The organism is Sphingomonas trueperi, assembly GCF_011927635.1.
GTDB classification, from domain to species: Bacteria; Pseudomonadota; Alphaproteobacteria; order Sphingomonadales; family Sphingomonadaceae; genus Sphingomonas; species Sphingomonas trueperi.
The window spans coordinates 289,473-307,211 of record NZ_JAATJB010000005.1 but is presented as its reverse complement, the minus strand read 5'-3'; the positions used below and the strand labels follow the sequence as shown (position 1 = coordinate 307,211).

Below are 17,739 nucleotides of genomic sequence, written 5' to 3'. Positions count from 1 at the left end.
GCGCGCTCAAGGCAATAGAAAGCGGGCGCCCGCCAGAAGGTGCATTGCACGCGTTTCGAACGAGAGGTATGCCGCCAACGATGCAAGTGGACGACCCGACTACCCATGGACTCGATGCCGCCCGGCTGGCGCGGATCGATGCCTTTGTGAAGGCGCGCTATCTCGACACCGGCAAGCTGCCGCACGCGCAGCTGCTGCTCGCGCGCGACGGGCGGATCGTCCATTTTTCGCACCAGGGCGCGGCGCGCGAGGACGGCACGGCGGTCGACGAATCGACGCTGTTCCGCATCGCCTCGATGACCAAGCCGATCACCAGCCTCGCCTTCATGATGCTGCTGGAGGAAGGCCTGGTCGCGCTCGACACGCCGGTCCACCATGTGCTGCCCGAACTGAAGGGCGTCGGCGTCTATGCGGGCGGCGGGAATGGCGAACCCTTCGTCACCACCCCTACAGCGCAGCCGATGCGGATGGTCGACCTGCTGCGCCACACCGCCGGCCTCACCTACGGGTTCCAGGAGCGCACCCCGGTCGACGCCGCCTATCGGGCCGAGCGGATCGAGAGCTGGCACGGCAATCTGACGCTCGACCAGTTCGTCGCCACGCTCGGCATGCTGCCGCTGGAATTCTCGCCGGGCGAGGCCTGGACCTATTCGGTCGCGACCGACGTGCTCGGCGCGGTGGTCGAGCGGCTCTCGGGGATGACGCTCGACCGATTCTTCGCCGAGCGGATCTTCGCGCCGCTGGGGATGCGCGACACCTTCTTCCAGGTACCGGAGGACAAGGTCCACCGGCTTGCCGACTGCTGGACGATGAAGGAAGGCGAAGGCCGCGTGCTGTACGATCGCGGCGAGGCCTCGGCCTGGTCGCGCTTCCCCAGGCTGTTGTCCGGCGGCGGCGGGCTGGTCTCGAGCGCGCTCGACTATCACCGCTTCAACACGCTGATGCTGAACGGCGGCGCGCTCGACGGCGTGCGGCTCGTCTCGCCCAAGACCGTCCAGCTGATGACGATCAACCATTTGCCCGGCGGCCGCGACCTCGCCAGCCTGTCGCGCGGGCTGTTCAACGAGACGACCAATGCCGGGGTCGGCTTCGGCCTGGGCTTCGCGATCACCATGGACGTCGCCAGGACGATGATTCCGGGCTCGGCCGGCGAATTCTACTGGGGCGGGATGTTCTCGACTGCCTTTTTCGTCGATCCGGTCGAGCGGCTTTCGATGGTGTTCATGACGCAATTCTCGCCGTCGATGCTCTACCCGATACGGCGCGAGCTGAAGACGCTGATCTATTCGGCGCTGACGCGGTGATACGGGAAGTCCTCTCCTCCCTTCCCATCGTCATCCCCGCGAAGGCGGGGATCCATTCGCCTGTGCGTTGGGGGAAAGAACCGCGGCATCAGCGCCAATGGATCCCCGCCTTCGCGGGGATGACGGCTGGTGGTGGCGTTCTCCCCGCACCGCGCGCCCTGCCCTTCACCCCGCTCCCGGCCCCAGGCCGGCAATCCGAACCAAGGAGTTCGAACGCATGTCCGTGATTACCACCAGCCGTCAGGGCCCTGTCCTGATCCTCACCTCCGACAATCCGCCGGTGAACGCGCTCGGCGTGGCGGTGCGGCAGGGGCTGCAGGCCGGCATCGAGGAAGCCAAGGGCGACGAGAGCATCCAGGCGGTCGTCATCATCTGCGCCGGCAAGACCTTCTTCGCAGGCGCCGACATCACCGAATTCGGCAAGGCGATGGCCGAGCCGTCGCTGCCGGTGCTGGTCGACCAGATCGAGGCGCTCGACAAGCCGGTGATCGCCGCCGTCCACGGCACCGCGCTCGGCGGCGGCTGCGAAGTGGCGCTGGCGTCGCATTATCGCATCGCCGTGCCCTCGGCGAAGTTCGGCCTGCCCGAAGTGAAGCTCGGCATCCTCCCCGGCGCGGGCGGCACCCAGCGCATGCCGCGCGTCGCGGGCGTCGAAGTCGCGCTGGAGATGGCGACCAAGGGCGACCCGATCTCGGCCACCCAGGCCAAGGACGCGGGGCTGGTCGACCGGCTCGCGGGCGAGGACAGCCTGCTCGCCGACGCCGTTGCCTTCGCGAACGAGGTGATCGGCCAGCCGGTCTCGCGCTCCAGCGAGCGCCCGGTCGCCGTCGATGCGGAGACCTTCGCCAAGTTTCGCGCCGCCAACGCCAAGCGCTTCCGCGGGCTCGACGCGCCCAACACGATCATCGACATCATCGAACAGACCGCCGGCAAGCCTTATGCCGAGGGCGTCCAGGCCGAGCGCATGGGCTTCATGAAGCTGATCATGGGGCAGCAGTCGGCAGCGCTGCGCCACATCTTCTTCGCCGAGCGCAAGGCCGCCAAGATCGACGGCATCGCCGACGACATCCAGCTGCGCGACATCAAGCGCGTCGGCGTGATCGGTGCCGGCACGATGGGGGGCGGGATCAGCATGAACTTCCTGTCGGCGGGCGTGCCGGTGACCATCGTCGAGATGGCGCAGGACGCGCTCGACCGCGGCACCGGCGTGATGCGCAAGAATTACGAGGCGACCGCCGCCAAGGGCCGCATGACCGCCGAGCAGGTCGAAAAGGCGATGGGTCTCCTCCAGCCCACGCTCAACTTCGACGATCTCGCCGAGTGTGACCTGATCATCGAGGCCGTCTATGAGAGCATGGACGTGAAGAAGGACGTGTTCGGCCGGCTCGACAAGATCGCCAAGCCGGGCGCGATCCTCGCGTCGAACACCAGCTATCTCAACATCGACGAGATCGCCGCCGCCACCAGCCGCCCGCAGGACGTGGTGGGGCTGCACTTCTTCTCGCCGGCCAACGTCATGAAGCTGCTCGAGATCGTCCGCGGCGCCAAGACTGCCGACGACGTGCTGGCGACCGCCATGGCGCTGAGCAAGAAGATCAAGAAGGTCGCGGTGATCGCGGGCGTCTGCTACGGCTTCATCGGCAACCGCATGCTGATGCCGCGCCAGGTGGAAGCCACCAAGATGCTGCTCGAAGGCGCCACGCCCGAGCAGATCGACAAGGTCCATGTCGCCTTCGGCATGCCGATGGGGCCGTTCCAGATGGCCGATCTCGCCGGTGTCGACATCGGCTGGCACCGCGATCCCAATCGCATCGAGAATATCCGCGACGCGCTCGCCGCCGAAGGCCGCTGGGGCCAGAAGAAGGGCGCCGGCTTCTACGACTATGACGAGAAGCGCCAGCCTTCGAACAGCCCGCGCGTCGCCGAGCTGATCGAGGAATGGCGCGGCAAGCTCAATGTGCCGAGCCACGAGATCACCGAGGAGGAGATCGTCGTCCGCACGCTCTACACCATGGTCAACGAAGGCGCGCTGATCCTCGCCGAGGGCATGGCCCAGCGGGCGAGCGACATCGATGTGGTGTGGGTCTATGGCTATGGCTGGCCCCCATACCGGGGCGGGCCGATGTTCTGGGCCGACAGCGAGGGCCTCAAGAAGATCGTCGATGGGCTGGAGAAATACGGCTTCGAGGTCGCCCCGCTGCTCCGCGACAAGGCGGAGAAGGGCGAGAAGTTCAACCGGTGACCAATCACTCTCCCTCTCCCGCTGGGAGAGGGAGGGAGGCGCGCCGCGCCGGAAAGGTAAGGGTGAGCGGGATAATCGGCTAACATGGCCCCCCTCACCCTCCCACCGCCTGACGGCGGCGGGCCCCTCCCTCTCCCGAGGGGAGAGGGGTTTGGAAGGGAGAGGATGATGACGCAGGATCTCGATAGCTTCCGCAGCGACACCCGCGCCTGGCTGGAGGCGAACTGCCCGCCCGCGATGCGCGAACCGATCCGATCGGAGAAGGACATCGTCTGGGGCGGGCGCAATCCCGACTGGGCGCATCCCGACCAGAAGCTCTGGATGGACCGCATGGCCGCGCGCGGCTGGACCGTGCCCGACTGGCCGACCCAATATGGCGGCGGCGGACTCTCCCCAGCCGAGACCAAGATCCTGCGCGAGGAAATGAAGCGGATGGGCGCGCGCACCCCGCTCAACAGCTTCGGCATCTCGATGCTCGGGCCCGCGCTGCTCAAATATGGCACCGAAGAACAGAAGCTGGAGCATTTGCCCAAGATCGCGCGCGGCGAGATCCGCTGGTGCCAGGGCTATTCCGAACCCAATGCCGGCTCGGACCTCGCCGGGCTGCAGACTTGGGCCGAGGATGCCGGCGACCATTATGTCGTCAACGGCCAGAAGGTGTGGACCAGCTATGCCGACAAGGCCGACTGGATCTTCTGCCTGGTCCGCACCTCCAAGGAGACCAAGCAGGGCGGGATCAGCTTCGTGCTGTTCGACATGGCCTCGCCCGGCGTCTCGACCAAGCCGATCCTGCTGATCTCGGGCTATTCGCCCTTCTGCGAGACCTTCTTCGACAATGTGAAGGTGCCCAAGTCCCAGCGCGTGCACGACGAGAACAAGGGCTGGGACGTCGCGAAGTATCTGCTCGGCCATGAGCGCGAGATGATCTCGGGCATGGGGCTGGACCGGGCGGGCGGCAATCCGCTGATCGAAGGCGCGATCGCGACGATCGGGCTCGACGACCAGGGCCGGCTCGCCGATCCGATCCTACGCGCGCAGATCGCGCTGTTCGAGGTACGGATGCGCGCCTTCTCGGCGATGTCCGAGCGCTTTCTCGACGAGCTCAAGGCCGGCCGCGCCCATCCCGCCCAGCCGAGCATGATGAAATATGTCGGCACCGAGCTGAACAAGCAGCGCCACGAACTGATCATGGCCGCCGGCGGATCGGATGCGCTCGAATGGGAGAGCGAGGCCTCGGCCAAGGGCGCCAGGCCGCGCGCCTGGCTGCGCACAAAGGCCAATTCGATCGAGGGCGGGACCAGCGAGATCCAGCTCAACATCGTCGCCAAGCGCATCCTCGAACTGCCGGGCTGAAAAGCCCTCTCCCCACCGGGGAGAGGGTTGGGAGAGGGGCAGTCCCACAGTCACAAACGGGCCGGCGCGAGAGACTGCCCCTCTCCCCGGCTCTCCCCCGCAGGGGGAGAGGGAGGAATGGAACCATGCCGCTCTACCTCAACGACGAACAGACGATGCTCCGCGACACCGCCCGCGAGTTCGTCGCCGAACATGCCCCCGTCCGCCACCTCCGCGCGCTGCGCGACGCCAAGGATCCCACCGGCTTCAGCCGCGACCTGTGGAAGCAGTTCGCCGAGATGGGCCTTACCGGCATCCTGATCCCTGAAGCTTCGGGCGGGCTGGGCCTCGGCCATGTCGAGGCGGGCGTGGTGCTGGAGGAGATCGGCCGCAACCTCACCCCCTCCCCCTTCCTCTCGACCGCCGTTGCCGCGGTCGAGGCGCTGAAGGGCACGGCGCATGCCGATCGCTGGTTCCCCGGCATTGCCGCGGGCGAAGCGGTGATCGCGATCGCGCATGACGAGAAACCCAAGTTCGGCCGCGCCGTCGCCCTCAAGGCCGAGCGCGCCGGCAACGGCTTCCGCCTGAGCGGCACCAAGCGCTTCGCCCATCACGCCCATGCCGCCGACCTGATCCTCGTCACCGCGCGCACCGCCGGCAGCGATACCGATGCGGCAGGCATCACCCTGTTCGCGATCGACCCCAAGGCGGCGGGCCTCGACCTCCGCCCCGAACGCCTCGCCGATTCCAGCCTCGCCGCGCATGCCAGCTTCGACGGCGTCGAAGTCACCGCCGATGCGGTGGTCGGCGAGATCGATGCCTGTGCCGATCCGCTGGGCCGGCTGCTCCGCGCCGCCGGCGCCGGTGCCTCGGCCGAACTGCTCGGGGTCGGCGCGGGCGCGAGCGACATGACGATCGGGTACCTGAAGGAACGCAAGCAGTTCGGCACATTGATCGGCAGCTTCCAGGCGCTCCAGCACCGCGCCGCGCATCTCTATAGCGAGCTGGAAGTCGCCCGCGCCGCGACACTCAAGGCGCAGCAGCTGCTCGATGCCGGCGAACCGGCGGACGAAGCCGTCGCCATCGCCAAGGCAATGACCGGGCTTGCCACCACCCTCGCGGTGCAAGAGGGTATCCAGATGCATGGCGGCATCGGCATGACCGACGAATATGACATCGGCTTCTACATGAAGCGCGCGCGCGTGCTGGCCGAGATGTTCGGCGACTCCAACTATCACGCCAATGCGCTGGCGGAGGCGGCCGGCTACTGATGACCGACGCGAAATCCCCCGAGGAGTTGGTCGCCGGCCTAACCGCGCTGCTCGACGTCGAGACGCTCGATACCGATCTCTACCGCGGCGCGCGCCAGCCGGGCGGCGTCGGCCGGGTGTTCGGCGGACAGGTGATCGCCCAGGCGCTGCAGGCGGCGCAGCGCTCGGTCGAGGACGGCAAGGTCGCGCATTCGCTCCACGCCTATTTCATGCGCCCGGGCGACGAGAACTACCCGATCCTCTACCGCGTGGTGCGCGATTTCGAGGGGCGCAGCTTCGCCAATCGCCGCGTGATCGCGATGCAAAAGGGCAAGCCGATCCTCAACATGGCGGCCTCGTTCCAGCTGCCCGCGGAGGGGCTGCTCCACCAGGACGCGATGCCCGAGGTGCCGCCGCCCGAGGACCTCCGCTCCGAGGCCGAGCTGCGCGAGGCAATCCGCGATCAGATTCCCGAGAAGTTCAAGCGCTTCTTTCTCCGCGCCAGGCCGATCGAGATCCGCCCGGTCAACCCGCGCAACTGGTTCCAGCCCGAGCCCCGCGAACCGCGGCAACATAGCTGGTTCCGCGTCGTCGCCCCCCTGCCTGAGGAACCCGCGCTCCACCGCGCGATGCTTGCCTATGCCAGCGACATGACCCTGCTCGGCACCTGCATGCTGCCGCACGGGGTCAGCTGGATGAGCGGCGAGGTGCAGACCGCCAGCCTCGACCATGCGCTCTGGCTGCACGAGCCGTTCCGCTTCGACGACTGGCTGCTCTACGCGACCGACAGTCCCTGGGCCGGCCACACCCGCGGCTTCAATCGCGGCAGCATCTACGCGCGGGACGGTCGGCTGGTGGCGAGCGTCACCCAGGAAGGGCTGATCCGCACGCTCTGACAGCGCGTCTGGCGGGCGATCGCTTCCTTTCGCCTACGCAATTATTACGCTTGATTATCCACGAGTCGTGCAGATACACCCCTGACCGGGAGGTTTGGGGTTTTGTCCTATGTCGTATCGCGTGCTCGCGATATGCGCGCCTCTCCTGTCGCTATTCGCGGCGACGGCGCTGCATGCGCAAACGCTCGAGGATTCGGTCCTCGCCCAGATCAACGCCGCGCGGGCCAATCCCCGCGCCTATGCCGAGAAGCTGCGCGAATATCGCAGCTATTTCGACGGTGCCGTCGTCTATCTGCCGGGCGACTATAACGGGATACTCACCCGCGAGGGCACGGTGGTGGTCGACGAGACCATCGCCTTTCTCGAACGGCAGGAACCGCTCCCACCGCTCACCCAGGCCGAGATCCTCGCGCTGACTGCGGTGGACTTCTCCCGCGAGCAGGGTGCGCTCGGCGCACGGGGGCATCGCGGTGCCGATGGCAGCGATCCCGGCATCCGGGTGAAGCGGCACGGCGGCGACATCTTCGTCGGCGAGGCGATCGCCTATGGCTTCGACAATGCCGAGGAGGTGGTGCGCCAGATGATCGTCGACGACGGCGTGCCCGATCGCGGCCACCGCAGGCTGCTGTTCGATGCCAAGCTCAAATTCGCCGGCATCGGCTGCGGCCCGCACAGCAAGATGGAGCATATCTGCGTCGTGAACGTCAGCGCGACCAAGGATGGCCGCCCGGTGCGCCTCCGCTACGCCCTGCAGCGCTGATCGGCGGTCACTTCCGGCCGAACAGCTTCTCGATGTCGCCATGCGCCAGCTTCACCCAGGTGGGGCGGCCATGGTTGCACTGGCCCGAATGCGGCGTGACCTCCATCTCGCGGAGCAACGCGTTCATCTCGGCGACCGACAGGATGCGCCCGGCGCGCACCGAACCGTGGCAGGCCATGGTCGCGGCGACATGATCGAGCCGCTCCTTCAGGCTCAGCGCCTCGTCGAAGCTGGCGAGCTCGTCGGCGAGATCGGTGACGAGGCCGTGCACGTCGCCGGTGCCGAGCGCGGCGGGCACCGCCCGGACCAGCATCGCGCGCGGGCCGAAGCGTTCGAGCTCGAGCCCGAAGTCGCGCAGTTCCTGCGCGCGGGCTTCGAGCCGGTCGCAGCCGGGTTCGTCCAGCTCGACCACTTCGGCGAGGAGCAGCGCCTGGGAGGGAACGGTGCCGCCGGCCATGGCGCGGCGCATCCGCTCCAGCACCAGCCGCTCGTGCGCTGCGTGCTGGTCGACCAGGACGAGCCCGTCCTGCGCCTCGGCGACGATATAGGTCTTGGCGACCTGCCCGCGGGCGACGCCGAGCGGGAAATCGGTGGCGAGCGGGGCTTCGTGGCGGGCGGGTTCGGCGCGGGCCAGGGGCGCGGCGGCGAAGAAGGTGCCGGAATCGCGGACGGCGCCGGAATAGCGTCTAAGCCCCTCCTCCTTGGAGGGGTTGTGGTGGAGGGATGCCAGATCATAGCTTGGTCTCGGTGAGACGCTGCCCCACCCCAATCCCTCCCCTGAAGGGGAGGGGCTATTGCTCCCCCCGCCCCCCGGCTGCCACAAGCCCAGCGCCGCCTCGCTCGGCCGCTGCACGCTCCTGTGCCCCGCCGCATCCAGCGCCCGCCGCAACCCGCTGACGATCAGCCCGCGCGCCAATGCCGGATCGCGGAAGCGCACTTCGGTCTTGGCCGGATGCACGTTCACGTCGACCACCTCGGGCGGCACGTCGAGGAACAATGCCACCACCGGGTGCCGATCCCGCGCGAGCATCTCGGCATAGGCGCCGCGCACCGCACCGACGAGCAGCCGGTCCTTCACCGGCCGGCCGTTGACGAACAGATATTGGTGGTCCGCCACGCCGCGGTTGAAGGTCGGGATGCTCGCCACCCCGCCGAGCACCAGCCCCTCGCGCTCGAAATCGATCGCGACGCTGTTCTCCTGCAGCGCCCGATCGGTGAGCGCCGCGACCCGCGCGGGCCGGCTCTCGCCGCCCTGCACGCTCAGCACGCGGCGGCCGTCATGCTCGACCGCGAAGGCGATGTCGGGCCGCGCCATGGCGAGCCGCTTCATGCCGTCGAGGCAGGCGGCATATTCGGCCCGGGTCGAGCGCAGGAACTTGCGGCGGGCCGGCACGCGGCCGAACAGCGCCTCCACCCGCACCCGCGTGCCGGGCGGCAGCGCGGCCGGCCCCTCGGCGATCCTCGCACCATTGTCCACGGTGAGCGACCAGCCTTCCGCGCCGCGCACCCGGCTTTCGAGCGTCAGCTGCGCGACGCTGGCGATCGAGGGCAGCGCCTCGCCGCGGAAACCCAACGTCGCGACGTGCTCGATATCGTCGGTCGGCAGCTTCGAGGTGGCATGGCGCTCCAGCGCGAGCGCCATTTCGGCGGGCGCCATGCCGCAGCCGTCGTCGATCACCTCGATCAATTCGATGCCCCCGCCGGCCAGCTTCACGGTGATCCGTGTCGCGCCTGCGTCGATTGCGTTTTCAACGAGTTCCTTGAGAGCGCTGGCAGGGCGTTCGACCACCTCGCCGGCAGCGATACGGTTAACAAGATGTTCGGGCAGGCGGCGTATTGACATGCCATCCGCTGTAGCCCAAGCGACGGCCTCCCGCGACCCGCATCCGCATGAAACCAGGCCGGAGGCAACTTCGTCCCGGAACGGGTTCGGGCCAAACAATTTGTGCGAGCAGCCGGACGGGGGGCGCCCAACCCGGCAGGACGGATCAATAGATGGCTTTCTCCCGCATTTTCAAATTCATGTCCCACGACATGGCGATCGATCTGGGTACTGCGAACACCGTTGTTTACTTGCGCGGACGCGGCATCGTGCTGAACGAGCCTTCGGTCGTCGCGGTCGAGACGCTGAACGGCGTGAAGAAGGTCAAGGCGGTCGGCGACGACGCCAAGCTGATGATGGGCAAGACGCCCGGCTCGATCGAGGCGATTCGTCCCTTACGTGACGGCGTGATCGCCGACATCGATGTCGCCGAAGAGATGATCAAGCACTTCATCCGCAAGGTGCACGGGCAGCGCCGCTTCATGCGCTGGCCGGAGATCGTGATCTGCGTGCCCTCGGGCTCCACCTCGGTCGAGCGCCGCGCGATCCGCGATGCCGCGTCGAACGCCGGTGCCAGCCAGGTCTGGCTGATCGAGGAGCCGATGGCCGCCGCGATCGGCGCCGACATGCCGGTGACCGAGCCGATCGGTTCGATGGTCGTCGACATCGGCGGCGGCACGACGGAAGTCGCGGTGCTCAGCCTGCGCGGCCTCGCTTACTCGACCTCGGTCCGTGTCGGCGGCGACAAGATGGACGAAGCGATCGTCTCCTATGTGCGCCGCAACCACAACCTGCTGATCGGCGAAGCCACCGCCGAGCGGATCAAGCAGGAAGTCGGCGTCGCCAAGCCGCCGGTCGACGGCATCGGCAAGACGATCCACATCAAGGGCCGCGACCTCGTCAACGGCGTGCCCAAGGAAATCCAGATCAACCAGGGCCAGATCGCCGAGGCGCTGTCCGAACCGGTCAACACGATCGTCGAGGGCGTCCGCATCGCGCTGGAGAACACCGCGCCCGAGCTGGCCGCCGACATCGTCGACCAGGGCATCGTGCTCACCGGCGGCGGCGCGCTGCTGCACGGGCTGGACGAAGTGCTGCGCGACGAGACCGGCCTGCCGGTCACCGTCGCCGACGATCCGCTGACCTGCGTGGCGCTCGGCACCGGCCGCGCGCTCGAGGATCCGATGTTCCGCGGCGTTCTCCTCCAGGTCTGACGAAAGGCCAACGGCGATGGCGCCGCCACGGAATCGGCGCCCGGGGTTTTCGCGACGGGCGCAATATGGGCTGTTCTTCAGCTATGTGGCGGCGATCGGCCTGTTGCTGATCGGCGGCGGGCTCGTGCTGGTCTCGCGCTACAACCCGCATCTGTTCGCCGCGCTGCGCAGCACCGTGGCCGAGGTGACCACACCGGTCTCCTCGGGCCTCGACACGGTGCGGCGCGGCGTGGGCAGCGTGCCGACGGCGATCGGCAGCTATTTCGGGGTCCGCGGCGAAAATGCGCGGCTCAAGCGCCAGATCGAGGCCGAACATGCCGCGCTCCAGCGTGCGCTGGGCCTGGAGCGCGAGAACCAGCGGCTGCGCCAGCTGCTCAAGGTGCGCGACGCCACGCCCGAGACGATCGTCGTCGCCCGGCTGGTCAATTCCTCCGCCTCCAGCACGCGCCGCTATGCCACGCTCAACGCCGGCAGCTGGCAGCGGGTCAGCCAGGGCCAGCCGGTGCGTGACGGCGACGGCCTGATCGGCCAGGTGGTCGAGGCCGGACCCAATGCCTCGCGCGTGCTGCTGATCACCGACCCGGACAGCACCATCCCCGTCCGCCGGGCGAGCGACGGCCTGCCCGCCATCGTCACCGGCAAGGGCGACGGCACGCTCGACGTGCGCGCCGCCAATGCCGCCGCCAACCCCTTCCGGGCGGGCGACCTGCTCGTCACCTCGGGCACCGGCGGCGTGTTCCCGCCGAACATCCCGCTCGGCAAGGTCAGCACGATCGGTCGCGATTCCTCGGTCGTCACGCCCGCGAGCAACCCCGACATGGCCGATTTCGTGATGGTGCTGCGCGTGTTCCTGCCCGAGCCGGCGCCGCCGCCCCAGGCCTTCCCGACCCCTGCCGCGCCCCCCAAGGCCAAGTGATGGCGCTAGACCTCCAGCCGCTGGGAGTGCCGCCGCCGCGCCCCCGGGCGCGCTGGCTGGCGCCGCTGTCGATCGCGCTCGCCTCGCTGGTGACGATCGTACCGGTCATCGCGACCGTGCCGTTCCTGCCGCCCTTCGGCCTGCTGATGCTGCTCGGCTGGCGGCTGCTGCGGCCCGATGCGCTGCGCGTCTGGGCCGCCGCGCCGCTCGGGCTGTTCGACGATTTGCTCAGCGGCCAGCCCTTCGGCTCGGCGATGTTCCTGTGGATGGCATGCATGTTGATCATCGACGTGCTAGAGACGCGCATCGTGTGGCGGAATTTCTGGCAGGACTGGCTCATCGCCGCGGGCGCGACCGGCTTCGTGCTGATCGCGGGACGGTTCCTCGCGTCCCCCATCTCGGCCAAGGTCGATGCCGCGCTGCTGCTCCAGGCGGGGGCATCGGCGATGCTGTTCCCGCTCGCCTCGAGGCTGTGCGCCTGGCTCGACCGTGACGTGGTGAAGGCCTGAGCGATGGTGCGGATCACCGAAGCCGCCCAGACCTACAGCTTCTCCCGCCGCGCGGTGGTACTCGGCGTGGCGCAGGGTGCCGTCGGCATGGTGCTCGCCGGCCGCATGGCCTGGCTGTCGGTGGTCGAGAACGAGCAATACAAGCTCAAGGCCGAGAGCAACCGGGTCAACAACACGCTGATCCCGCCGCGCCGCGGCTGGCTGCTCGATCGCAGCGGCAAGCCGCTCGCCAGCAACCGCACCGATTTCCGCGTCGACCTGATCCCAGATCGCATCGTCGACAAGGACAAGCTGCTCGCCGAACTCACCCGGCTGCTCAATCTCCCGCCCGAAGACCTCGCCCGCATCGAGACCGACCTCAAGCGCGCCGGCGGCTTCCGCCCGGTGCAGGTGGCGGAAAATCTCGACTGGGACCGTTTCGCCGCGGTGCTGGTGCGCCAGCCCGAGCTGCCCGGCGTCGCGCCGACGCGCGGCTATGCCCGGCATTACCCGCTCGGCGCGGGTGTCGGCCATCTGATCGGCTATGTCGGCACCGCTTCGGCCGAGCAGTTCAAGGCGGACAAGGATCCGCTGCTCGTCACCCCCGGCTTCAAGCTGGGCAAGGACGGGCTGGAGAAGACGCTCGACCACCGGCTGCGCGGCAAGCCAGGCGCCAAGCGCGTCGAGGTCACCGCGCATGGCCGCCCGGTGCGCGAGCTCGAGACCCGCGCCGACCAGCCGGGCGAGAGCATCAAGCTCACCATCGATTCCGGGCTGCAGGAATATGTCGCGCGGCGGCTGGGCACCAATTCGGGCTCGGCGATCGTGATCGACGTGGCCAGCGGCGACATCCTGTCGATGGTGTCGATGCCGTCCTACGATCCCAACAGCTTTTCCGACGGCATCAGCCAGCTCGAATGGAAGATGCTGTCCGAGGACGACCATGTTCCCTTGATGAACAAGGTGCTGCAGGGCCTCTACCCGCCCGGCTCCACCGTCAAGCCGATGAACGGCCTCGCGCTGATGGCGGCGGGCGTGAGCCCGAACGAGCGGGTGTTCTGCTCCGGTGCGCTGCGCGTCGGCAGCGGCGTGTTCCACTGCCACAAGAAGGGCGGGCACGGGCCGCTCGACCTCAAGAACGCGATCATGCAGAGCTGCGACATCTATTTCTACGAGATGGTCCGCCGCGTCGGCTATGATGCGATCGCGCCGATGGCGCGGATGCTGGGGCTTGGCCAGAAGTTCGACATGCCCTTCACCACCCAGCGCTACGGCACCGTGCCGGACAGCGCCTGGAAGCTGAAGAAATACCACCATCCCTGGACCGTGGCCGATTCACTCAACGCTTCGATCGGCCAGGGCTATGTGCTGGCCAACCCGCTGCAGCTGGCGGTGATGGCCAGCCGGCTCGCCTCGGGCAAGATCCTGGTGCCGCGGCTGCTCGCCAACGGCCCCTCGGGTGCCCAGCCGCTGCCGGTGAGCGCCGAGGACCTCGCGGTGGTGCGCGAGGCGATGTACGGCGTGATCAATGGCGGCGGCACCGGCGGTGCGGCACGGATGTACGTCCCCGGCGTCGCGCTGGCGGGCAAGACCGGTACCGCGCAGGTGCGCCGCATCACCATGGCGGAGCGCCGCACCGGCGTGCTCAAGAACGGCTCGCTGCCGTTCAAAATGCGCGACCACGCGCTGCTGGTGTGCTTCGCCCCGCACGACAATCCGAAATATGCCGCCGCGATCGTACTCGAGCATAACGGCCATACGATCCGCAACCTCGATACGCCGCTGATCGGTCGGGACATCATGACCTATCTGTTCGATCGCGATCAGGCGATGAAGACGCTGGCCGAAGTGGAGCCCACCTGGGGCGGCGACTATACGACGCGCATGGCGGCGCAGTCCGCTGCCTTTCGCGCGGCGCAGGCCGCCCCGCCCCCGCCCGCGCCCGAGGACACCGAGGAGGCCGCGAGCAGCCTCGCCGACCAGGCCGCCAACAGCACCGCCGATTCGACCAAGCGCGACGTCGCGCCCACCGGCAGCGTGGAGGGCGACTGATGGCGCGCCCCGGCAACGGCATCGTCCCCATGCAGGTCGCGCAGCTGCCGTGGAAGGTCCTCTTCCTCGTGCTCGCGATCGGCGGCTTCGGCCTGGTCGTGCTCTACTCCGCCGCCAATGGAAATATCCGGCCTTGGGCATTCAACCAGGGCACCCGCTTCTTCCTGTTTCTCGCGGTGGCGATCGGCATGTCGCGCATCCCCGTACGCGTCCTGTCGCAATGGTCGCTCCCCATCTACGGCGCGCTGGTGGTCGCGCTGCTCGGCGTGGAACTGCTCGGCAAGGTCGCGGGCGGCAGCCAGCGCTGGATCAGCCTGGGCGGCTTCCAGTTCCAGCCCTCCGAGCTGATGAAGCCGATGATCGTGCTCGCGCTCGCCCGCTTCTACGAGATGCTGCCGGCCAGCGAGACGCGCAAGTTCGTCGCGATCTGGCCCGCCTGCGTGCTGATCGGGGTGCCGGCGCTGCTCGTCATCATGCAGCCCGATCTCGGCACCGGGCTGATGATCACCGGCTGCGGCGTCATGGTGATGTTCCTGGCGGGCGTGCCGCTGCGGCTGTTCATCGCCGGTGCGCTGGCGGTGGCGGTCGCGGCCCCCCTCGCCTTCAACTTCGTACTGCACGACTATCAGCGCAACCGCGTGCTGATCTTCCTCGATCCCGAGCGCGACCCGCTCGGCACCGGCTACCACATCACCCAGTCCAAGATCGCGATCGGTTCGGGCGGCATCTTCGGCAAGGGCTTCCTGCAGGGCACCCAGAGCCATCTCGACTATCTCCCCGAGGGCCAGACCGACTTCGCGCTGGCGACGATGATGGAGGAATGGGGCCTGGCCGGCGGCGTGTTCCTGATCGTCGCGTTCGGGATGCTGATCGCCTGGGGCATCGGCGTCGGCATGCGCGCCAAGACGCGCTTCGGTCGGCTCACCGCGGCGGGGATCTCGGGCACGATGTTCCTCTATTGCTCGATCAACATGGCGATGGTGATCGGGCTGGCGCCGGTGGTGGGCGTGCCGTTGCCGCTGATCAGCTTCGGCGGCACCGCGGTGATGACCTTCATGCTGTGCCTGGGAATCCTCCTCTCGATCGACCGCGACGGCCGCACCAAGACCCGCTGGTGATTTTTTCATTTTTGGGGTTTACAAGCCGCAAGGCGCGACGCTAAAGGCGCGCCTCCGAAGCGGCGGTGCCCCACCAAGGGCGCCATGCAGAAGCCGGATGGACACATAGCTCAGTTGGTAGAGCAGCTGACTCTTAATCAGCGGGTCCTTGGTTCGAGCCCAAGTGTGTCCACCACTTCCTCTTCTGCCCCGATGCCTTCCGGTACGGACACATAGCTCAGTTGGTAGAGCAGCTGACTCTTAATCAGCGGGTCCTTGGTTCGAGCCCAAGTGTGTCCACCACTCCCATATCGTTCCGGCCATGTTTGTCGCGAGCGGCAGACAACGATAGAGCCTGGGCGGGCCGGCCTCAGCGCGTGGCGCACGCTGAAGATGGCGCGCTCGGCGCACGGCTGTGTCCGCGGCAATACCGCCAAATTCCATGATGGGCTGGAACGCTCGCCGGTTTCCGCACGCGTGCTGCAGGGACCGTCGATCTGGATCTGCGGGGACTGCCATGTCGGCAATCTTAGGCCCCTCTCCAACAGCGACGGTCGCGTCGAGGTGCAGATTCGCGACATGGACCCGGTGGCGAGCGGAGGCTCGGCCGCTCGCTGTTCGTCCGCGACCTGGCGCCGCAGGACCTCAAGCTCGAGCTCGACCAATTCAGCCGCGGCGAGGCGGTGAAGTCCGCGCGCTGTCTCGAGCATTGTCGGCGCCATGCCGTCGCTGCGTGATGCTGTCTGGGAGAAGGACGTCGATCCGTTCGACGCACCAGCGGGGGCCCCATGGCGGAGAGGGAGGGATTCGAACCCTCGGTACGGTTACCCGCACAACGGTTTTCGAGACCGCCCCGATCGACCACTCCGGCACCTCTCCGCTAGGGAGGATACGCGCTTCGGGAAGGCCCCGCACCGCGTACCGGTCGCTGTGAGGCGCGGCCACTAGCGCAAAGTTTTGGGGGCCGCAAGCAGGGTTCTTCAAGTTTTTTCGCGATCGCGGAAAGCGCATGCGCCACCCTGCCCCTTCCCGGATCGGGAACGGCAGGCCGCGCACCGTTGCCGTTGCGCCTCCGCAACCCTAGATTGGGGAAATGTCAGAAACCAATGGTTCGCTTCTTTCCATCGACTCGGGCACGCCGATGCCGCCGATCGCCAGCGCGCGCTTCGCCATCGGCGACGTGGTGCGCCACCGCCTGCTCGATTTCCGCGGCGTGATCTTCGACGTCGACCCCGTCTTCGCGAACAGCGACGAATGGTATGATTCGATTCCCGTCGACATGCGGCCGGCCAAGGACCAGCCCTTCTACCATCTGCTCGCCGAGAATGCCGATTCGACCTATATCGCCTATGTCAGCCAGCAGAACCTGGTGGCGGACGACAGCGACGAGCCGGTTGACCATCCCGGAATCAGCGGGCTTTTCGACAGCTTCGACGCAGGTCGCTACCAGCTGAAGCCGAACCATCGCCATTAAGCGCGCGTGACTCGGAAAATCGCAGTTTCGTCTTGCGGAACGGTTGACATTCCCGCCCCCCTCGCATAGTTGCGCCCTTCCTCCTGCCGAGGTGCAACCTTGGCGGGCACATGCATTTGAACCAGAGAAGAGACCGATGTTCGCTATCGTGCGCACGGGCGGCAAGCAGTATCGCGTTGCCGCAGGAGACAAGATCGTCGTCGAGAAGCTCGACGGCGAAGCCGGTTCGTCGGTGACGCTGGGCGACGTCCTGCTGGCCGGCGAAGGCGGCGAGCTGAAGGCTACCGACGGCCTGACCGTTTCTGCCGAAATCGTCGCGCAGGCGAAGGGCGAGAAGGTCATCGTCTTCAAGAAGCGTCGTCGTCACAACTATCGCCGCAAGAACGGCCATCGCCAGCAGCACACGATCCTCAAGATCACTGCCATCGGCGCGGCCCAGTAAGCGACTGACGAGACACGAGGAGTATAGACAATGGCACATAAGAAGGCAGGCGGCTCGTCCCGCAACGGTCGCGACTCTGCTGGCCGCCGTCTTGGCGTGAAGAAGTTCGGCGGCGAGACGGTTCTCGCCGGCAACATCCTCGTGCGTCAGCGCGGCACCAAATTCTACCCGGGTGTGAACGTGGGCATGGGCAAGGACCATACCCTTTTCGCGCTCGTCGAAGGCCGCGTGTCGTTCAAGGAAGGCAAGCTTGGTCGCAAGTTCTGCTCCGTAGACATGATTGCCGAGGCGGCCGAGTAACATCGGGCGACCGTACGGGTTGCCCACCAGGGCGACCCGGGTTCGGATGAACCAACGCGAAAAGGGAGACGGGTCGCCCCGGTCTCCCTTTTTTATTGCTCCCCTGACACCGCGGCGAAACAGCGATGCCATATCGGCATGCGCATAAGC

16 protein-coding genes and 3 tRNA genes are annotated in these 17,739 nt (G+C 67.5%); 17 read left to right on the top strand and 2 right to left on the bottom strand.

The genetic code is table 11. The features are described from left to right. Nucleotides 1-80 precede the first annotated feature (80 nt). The 6 genes from GGR89_RS11070 to GGR89_RS11045 all read left to right on the top strand — a co-directional run bounded on the left by GGR89_RS11070 (nucleotide 81) and on the right by GGR89_RS11045 (nucleotide 7,784). Nucleotides 81-1,304 carry a serine hydrolase domain-containing protein gene (locus GGR89_RS11070; protein WP_125977846.1) on the top strand — a complete coding sequence of 408 codons (1,224 nt, stop codon included), beginning with the start codon at nucleotides 81-83 and terminating at the stop codon, nucleotides 1,302-1,304. Between the two features lie 217 nt (nucleotides 1,305-1,521). Further along, nucleotides 1,522-3,546 carry a 3-hydroxyacyl-CoA dehydrogenase NAD-binding domain-containing protein gene (locus GGR89_RS11065; RefSeq protein WP_125977850.1) on the top strand — a complete coding sequence of 675 codons (2,025 nt, stop codon included), beginning with the start codon at nucleotides 1,522-1,524 and terminating at the stop codon, nucleotides 3,544-3,546. Between the two features lie 168 nt (nucleotides 3,547-3,714). Beyond that, complete coding sequence (locus GGR89_RS11060) at nucleotides 3,715-4,899, top strand: acyl-CoA dehydrogenase family protein (protein WP_206431277.1); 1,185 nt, start codon at nucleotides 3,715-3,717, stop codon at nucleotides 4,897-4,899. 125 nt (nucleotides 4,900-5,024) lie between these two features. Beyond that, complete coding sequence (locus tag GGR89_RS11055) at nucleotides 5,025-6,149, top strand: acyl-CoA dehydrogenase family protein (protein WP_125977854.1); 1,125 nt, start codon at nucleotides 5,025-5,027, stop codon at nucleotides 6,147-6,149. Beyond that, nucleotides 6,149-7,024: an acyl-CoA thioesterase gene (locus tag GGR89_RS11050; protein ID WP_125977855.1), complete on the top strand. Its 876-nt coding sequence runs from the start codon at nucleotides 6,149-6,151 to the stop codon at nucleotides 7,022-7,024. Before GGR89_RS11055 ends, GGR89_RS11050 begins: the two co-directional genes overlap by 1 nt. Before the next feature lie 109 nt (nucleotides 7,025-7,133). Further along, nucleotides 7,134-7,784 carry a CAP domain-containing protein gene (locus tag GGR89_RS11045; RefSeq protein WP_125977857.1) on the top strand — a complete coding sequence of 217 codons (651 nt, stop codon included), beginning with the start codon at nucleotides 7,134-7,136 and terminating at the stop codon, nucleotides 7,782-7,784. 7 nt (nucleotides 7,785-7,791) lie between these two features. Here the strand turns inward: GGR89_RS11045 and mutL are convergent, their stop codons facing one another. Continuing rightward, the gene (mutL, locus tag GGR89_RS11040; protein ID WP_167712888.1) at nucleotides 7,792-9,627 is read right to left on the bottom strand and encodes a DNA mismatch repair endonuclease MutL; all 1,836 of its coding nucleotides are present in this window, start codon (nucleotides 9,625-9,627) and stop codon (nucleotides 7,792-7,794) included. A 152-nt stretch (nucleotides 9,628-9,779) separates the two neighbouring features. Between mutL and GGR89_RS11035 the strand changes: the two genes are divergently transcribed. The 8 genes from GGR89_RS11035 (at nucleotide 9,780) to GGR89_RS11000 (ending at nucleotide 16,060) form a co-directional block, all read left to right on the top strand. Beyond that, on the top strand, nucleotides 9,780-10,820 hold the full coding sequence (locus tag GGR89_RS11035; protein WP_064313791.1) for a rod shape-determining protein: 1,041 nt from the start codon (nucleotides 9,780-9,782) through the stop codon (nucleotides 10,818-10,820). A gap of 16 nt (nucleotides 10,821-10,836) precedes the next feature. After that, nucleotides 10,837-11,736 carry a rod shape-determining protein MreC gene (gene mreC, locus GGR89_RS11030; protein WP_125977463.1) on the top strand — a complete coding sequence of 300 codons (900 nt, stop codon included), beginning with the start codon at nucleotides 10,837-10,839 and terminating at the stop codon, nucleotides 11,734-11,736. Continuing rightward, nucleotides 11,736-12,245 (top strand): rod shape-determining protein MreD, encoded by a 510-nt coding sequence (mreD, locus tag GGR89_RS11025; protein WP_125977462.1) that lies wholly within the window; start codon nucleotides 11,736-11,738, stop codon nucleotides 12,243-12,245. The genes mreC and mreD overlap by 1 nt, the downstream gene beginning before the upstream one ends. A 3-nt stretch (nucleotides 12,246-12,248) precedes the next feature. Beyond that, nucleotides 12,249-14,276 (top strand): penicillin-binding protein 2, encoded by a 2,028-nt coding sequence (gene mrdA, locus GGR89_RS11020; protein WP_125977461.1) that lies wholly within the window; start codon nucleotides 12,249-12,251, stop codon nucleotides 14,274-14,276. Next, complete coding sequence (gene rodA, locus GGR89_RS11015; RefSeq protein ID WP_125977460.1) at nucleotides 14,276-15,394, top strand: rod shape-determining protein RodA; 1,119 nt, start codon at nucleotides 14,276-14,278, stop codon at nucleotides 15,392-15,394. The genes mrdA and rodA overlap by 1 nt, the downstream gene beginning before the upstream one ends. A 99-nt stretch (nucleotides 15,395-15,493) precedes the next feature. Further along, nucleotides 15,494-15,569: transfer RNA gene (locus GGR89_RS11010), tRNA-Lys, on the top strand. Nucleotides 15,570-15,600: 31 nt separating this feature from the next. Continuing rightward, nucleotides 15,601-15,676, top strand: a tRNA-Lys gene (locus tag GGR89_RS11005). Then, entirely contained in the window at nucleotides 15,665-16,060 is a 396-nt protein-coding gene (locus tag GGR89_RS11000) for a DUF2252 family protein (protein ID WP_277600121.1), read from the top strand. Before GGR89_RS11005 ends, GGR89_RS11000 begins: the two co-directional genes overlap by 12 nt. 102 nt (nucleotides 16,061-16,162) lie before the next feature. Here GGR89_RS11000 and GGR89_RS10995 read toward each other — a convergent pair. Further along, nucleotides 16,163-16,252, bottom strand: a tRNA-Ser gene (locus tag GGR89_RS10995). Between the two features lie 214 nt (nucleotides 16,253-16,466). On the opposite strand from GGR89_RS10995, the gene hspQ reads away from it, so the two are divergent. From hspQ to rpmA, 3 genes are all read left to right on the top strand, one after another. Next, a complete protein-coding gene (gene hspQ / locus GGR89_RS10990; protein ID WP_125977458.1) occupies nucleotides 16,467-16,847 on the top strand; it encodes a heat shock protein HspQ in 381 nt (126 codons plus the stop codon). A 136-nt stretch (nucleotides 16,848-16,983) separates the two neighbouring features. Continuing rightward, nucleotides 16,984-17,289 (top strand): 50S ribosomal protein L21, encoded by a 306-nt coding sequence (rplU, locus tag GGR89_RS10985; RefSeq protein ID WP_084580603.1) that lies wholly within the window; start codon nucleotides 16,984-16,986, stop codon nucleotides 17,287-17,289. Nucleotides 17,290-17,319: 30 nt separating this feature from the next. Next, a complete protein-coding gene (gene rpmA, locus GGR89_RS10980; RefSeq protein WP_064313800.1) occupies nucleotides 17,320-17,589 on the top strand; it encodes a 50S ribosomal protein L27 in 270 nt (89 codons plus the stop codon). Nucleotides 17,590-17,739: the final 150 nt, after the last annotated feature.

Bases quoted from the DNA above. Each gene is read 5' to 3' on its own strand.
- GGR89_RS11070 (WP_125977846.1), top strand. From the start codon at position 81: ATGCAAGTGGACGACCCGACTACCCATGGACTCGATGCCGCCCGGCTG.
- GGR89_RS11065 (WP_125977850.1), top strand. From the start codon at position 1,522: ATGTCCGTGATTACCACCAGCCGTCAGGGCCCTGTCCTGATCCTCACC.
- GGR89_RS11060 (WP_206431277.1), top strand. From the start codon at position 3,715: ATGACGCAGGATCTCGATAGCTTCCGCAGCGACACCCGCGCCTGGCTG.
- GGR89_RS11055 (WP_125977854.1), top strand. From the start codon at position 5,025: ATGCCGCTCTACCTCAACGACGAACAGACGATGCTCCGCGACACCGCC.
- GGR89_RS11050 (WP_125977855.1), top strand. From the start codon at position 6,149: ATGACCGACGCGAAATCCCCCGAGGAGTTGGTCGCCGGCCTAACCGCG.
- GGR89_RS11045 (WP_125977857.1), top strand. From the start codon at position 7,134: ATGTCGTATCGCGTGCTCGCGATATGCGCGCCTCTCCTGTCGCTATTC.
- mutL (WP_167712888.1), bottom strand. From the start codon at position 9,627: ATGTCAATACGCCGCCTGCCCGAACATCTTGTTAACCGTATCGCTGCC.
- GGR89_RS11035 (WP_064313791.1), top strand. From the start codon at position 9,780: ATGGCTTTCTCCCGCATTTTCAAATTCATGTCCCACGACATGGCGATC.
- mreC (WP_125977463.1), top strand. From the start codon at position 10,837: ATGGCGCCGCCACGGAATCGGCGCCCGGGGTTTTCGCGACGGGCGCAA.
- mreD (WP_125977462.1), top strand. From the start codon at position 11,736: ATGGCGCTAGACCTCCAGCCGCTGGGAGTGCCGCCGCCGCGCCCCCGG.
- mrdA (WP_125977461.1), top strand. From the start codon at position 12,249: ATGGTGCGGATCACCGAAGCCGCCCAGACCTACAGCTTCTCCCGCCGC.
- rodA (WP_125977460.1), top strand. From the start codon at position 14,276: ATGGCGCGCCCCGGCAACGGCATCGTCCCCATGCAGGTCGCGCAGCTG.
- hspQ (WP_125977458.1), top strand. From the start codon at position 16,467: ATGTCAGAAACCAATGGTTCGCTTCTTTCCATCGACTCGGGCACGCCG.
- rplU (WP_084580603.1), top strand. From the start codon at position 16,984: ATGTTCGCTATCGTGCGCACGGGCGGCAAGCAGTATCGCGTTGCCGCA.
- rpmA (WP_064313800.1), top strand. From the start codon at position 17,320: ATGGCACATAAGAAGGCAGGCGGCTCGTCCCGCAACGGTCGCGACTCT.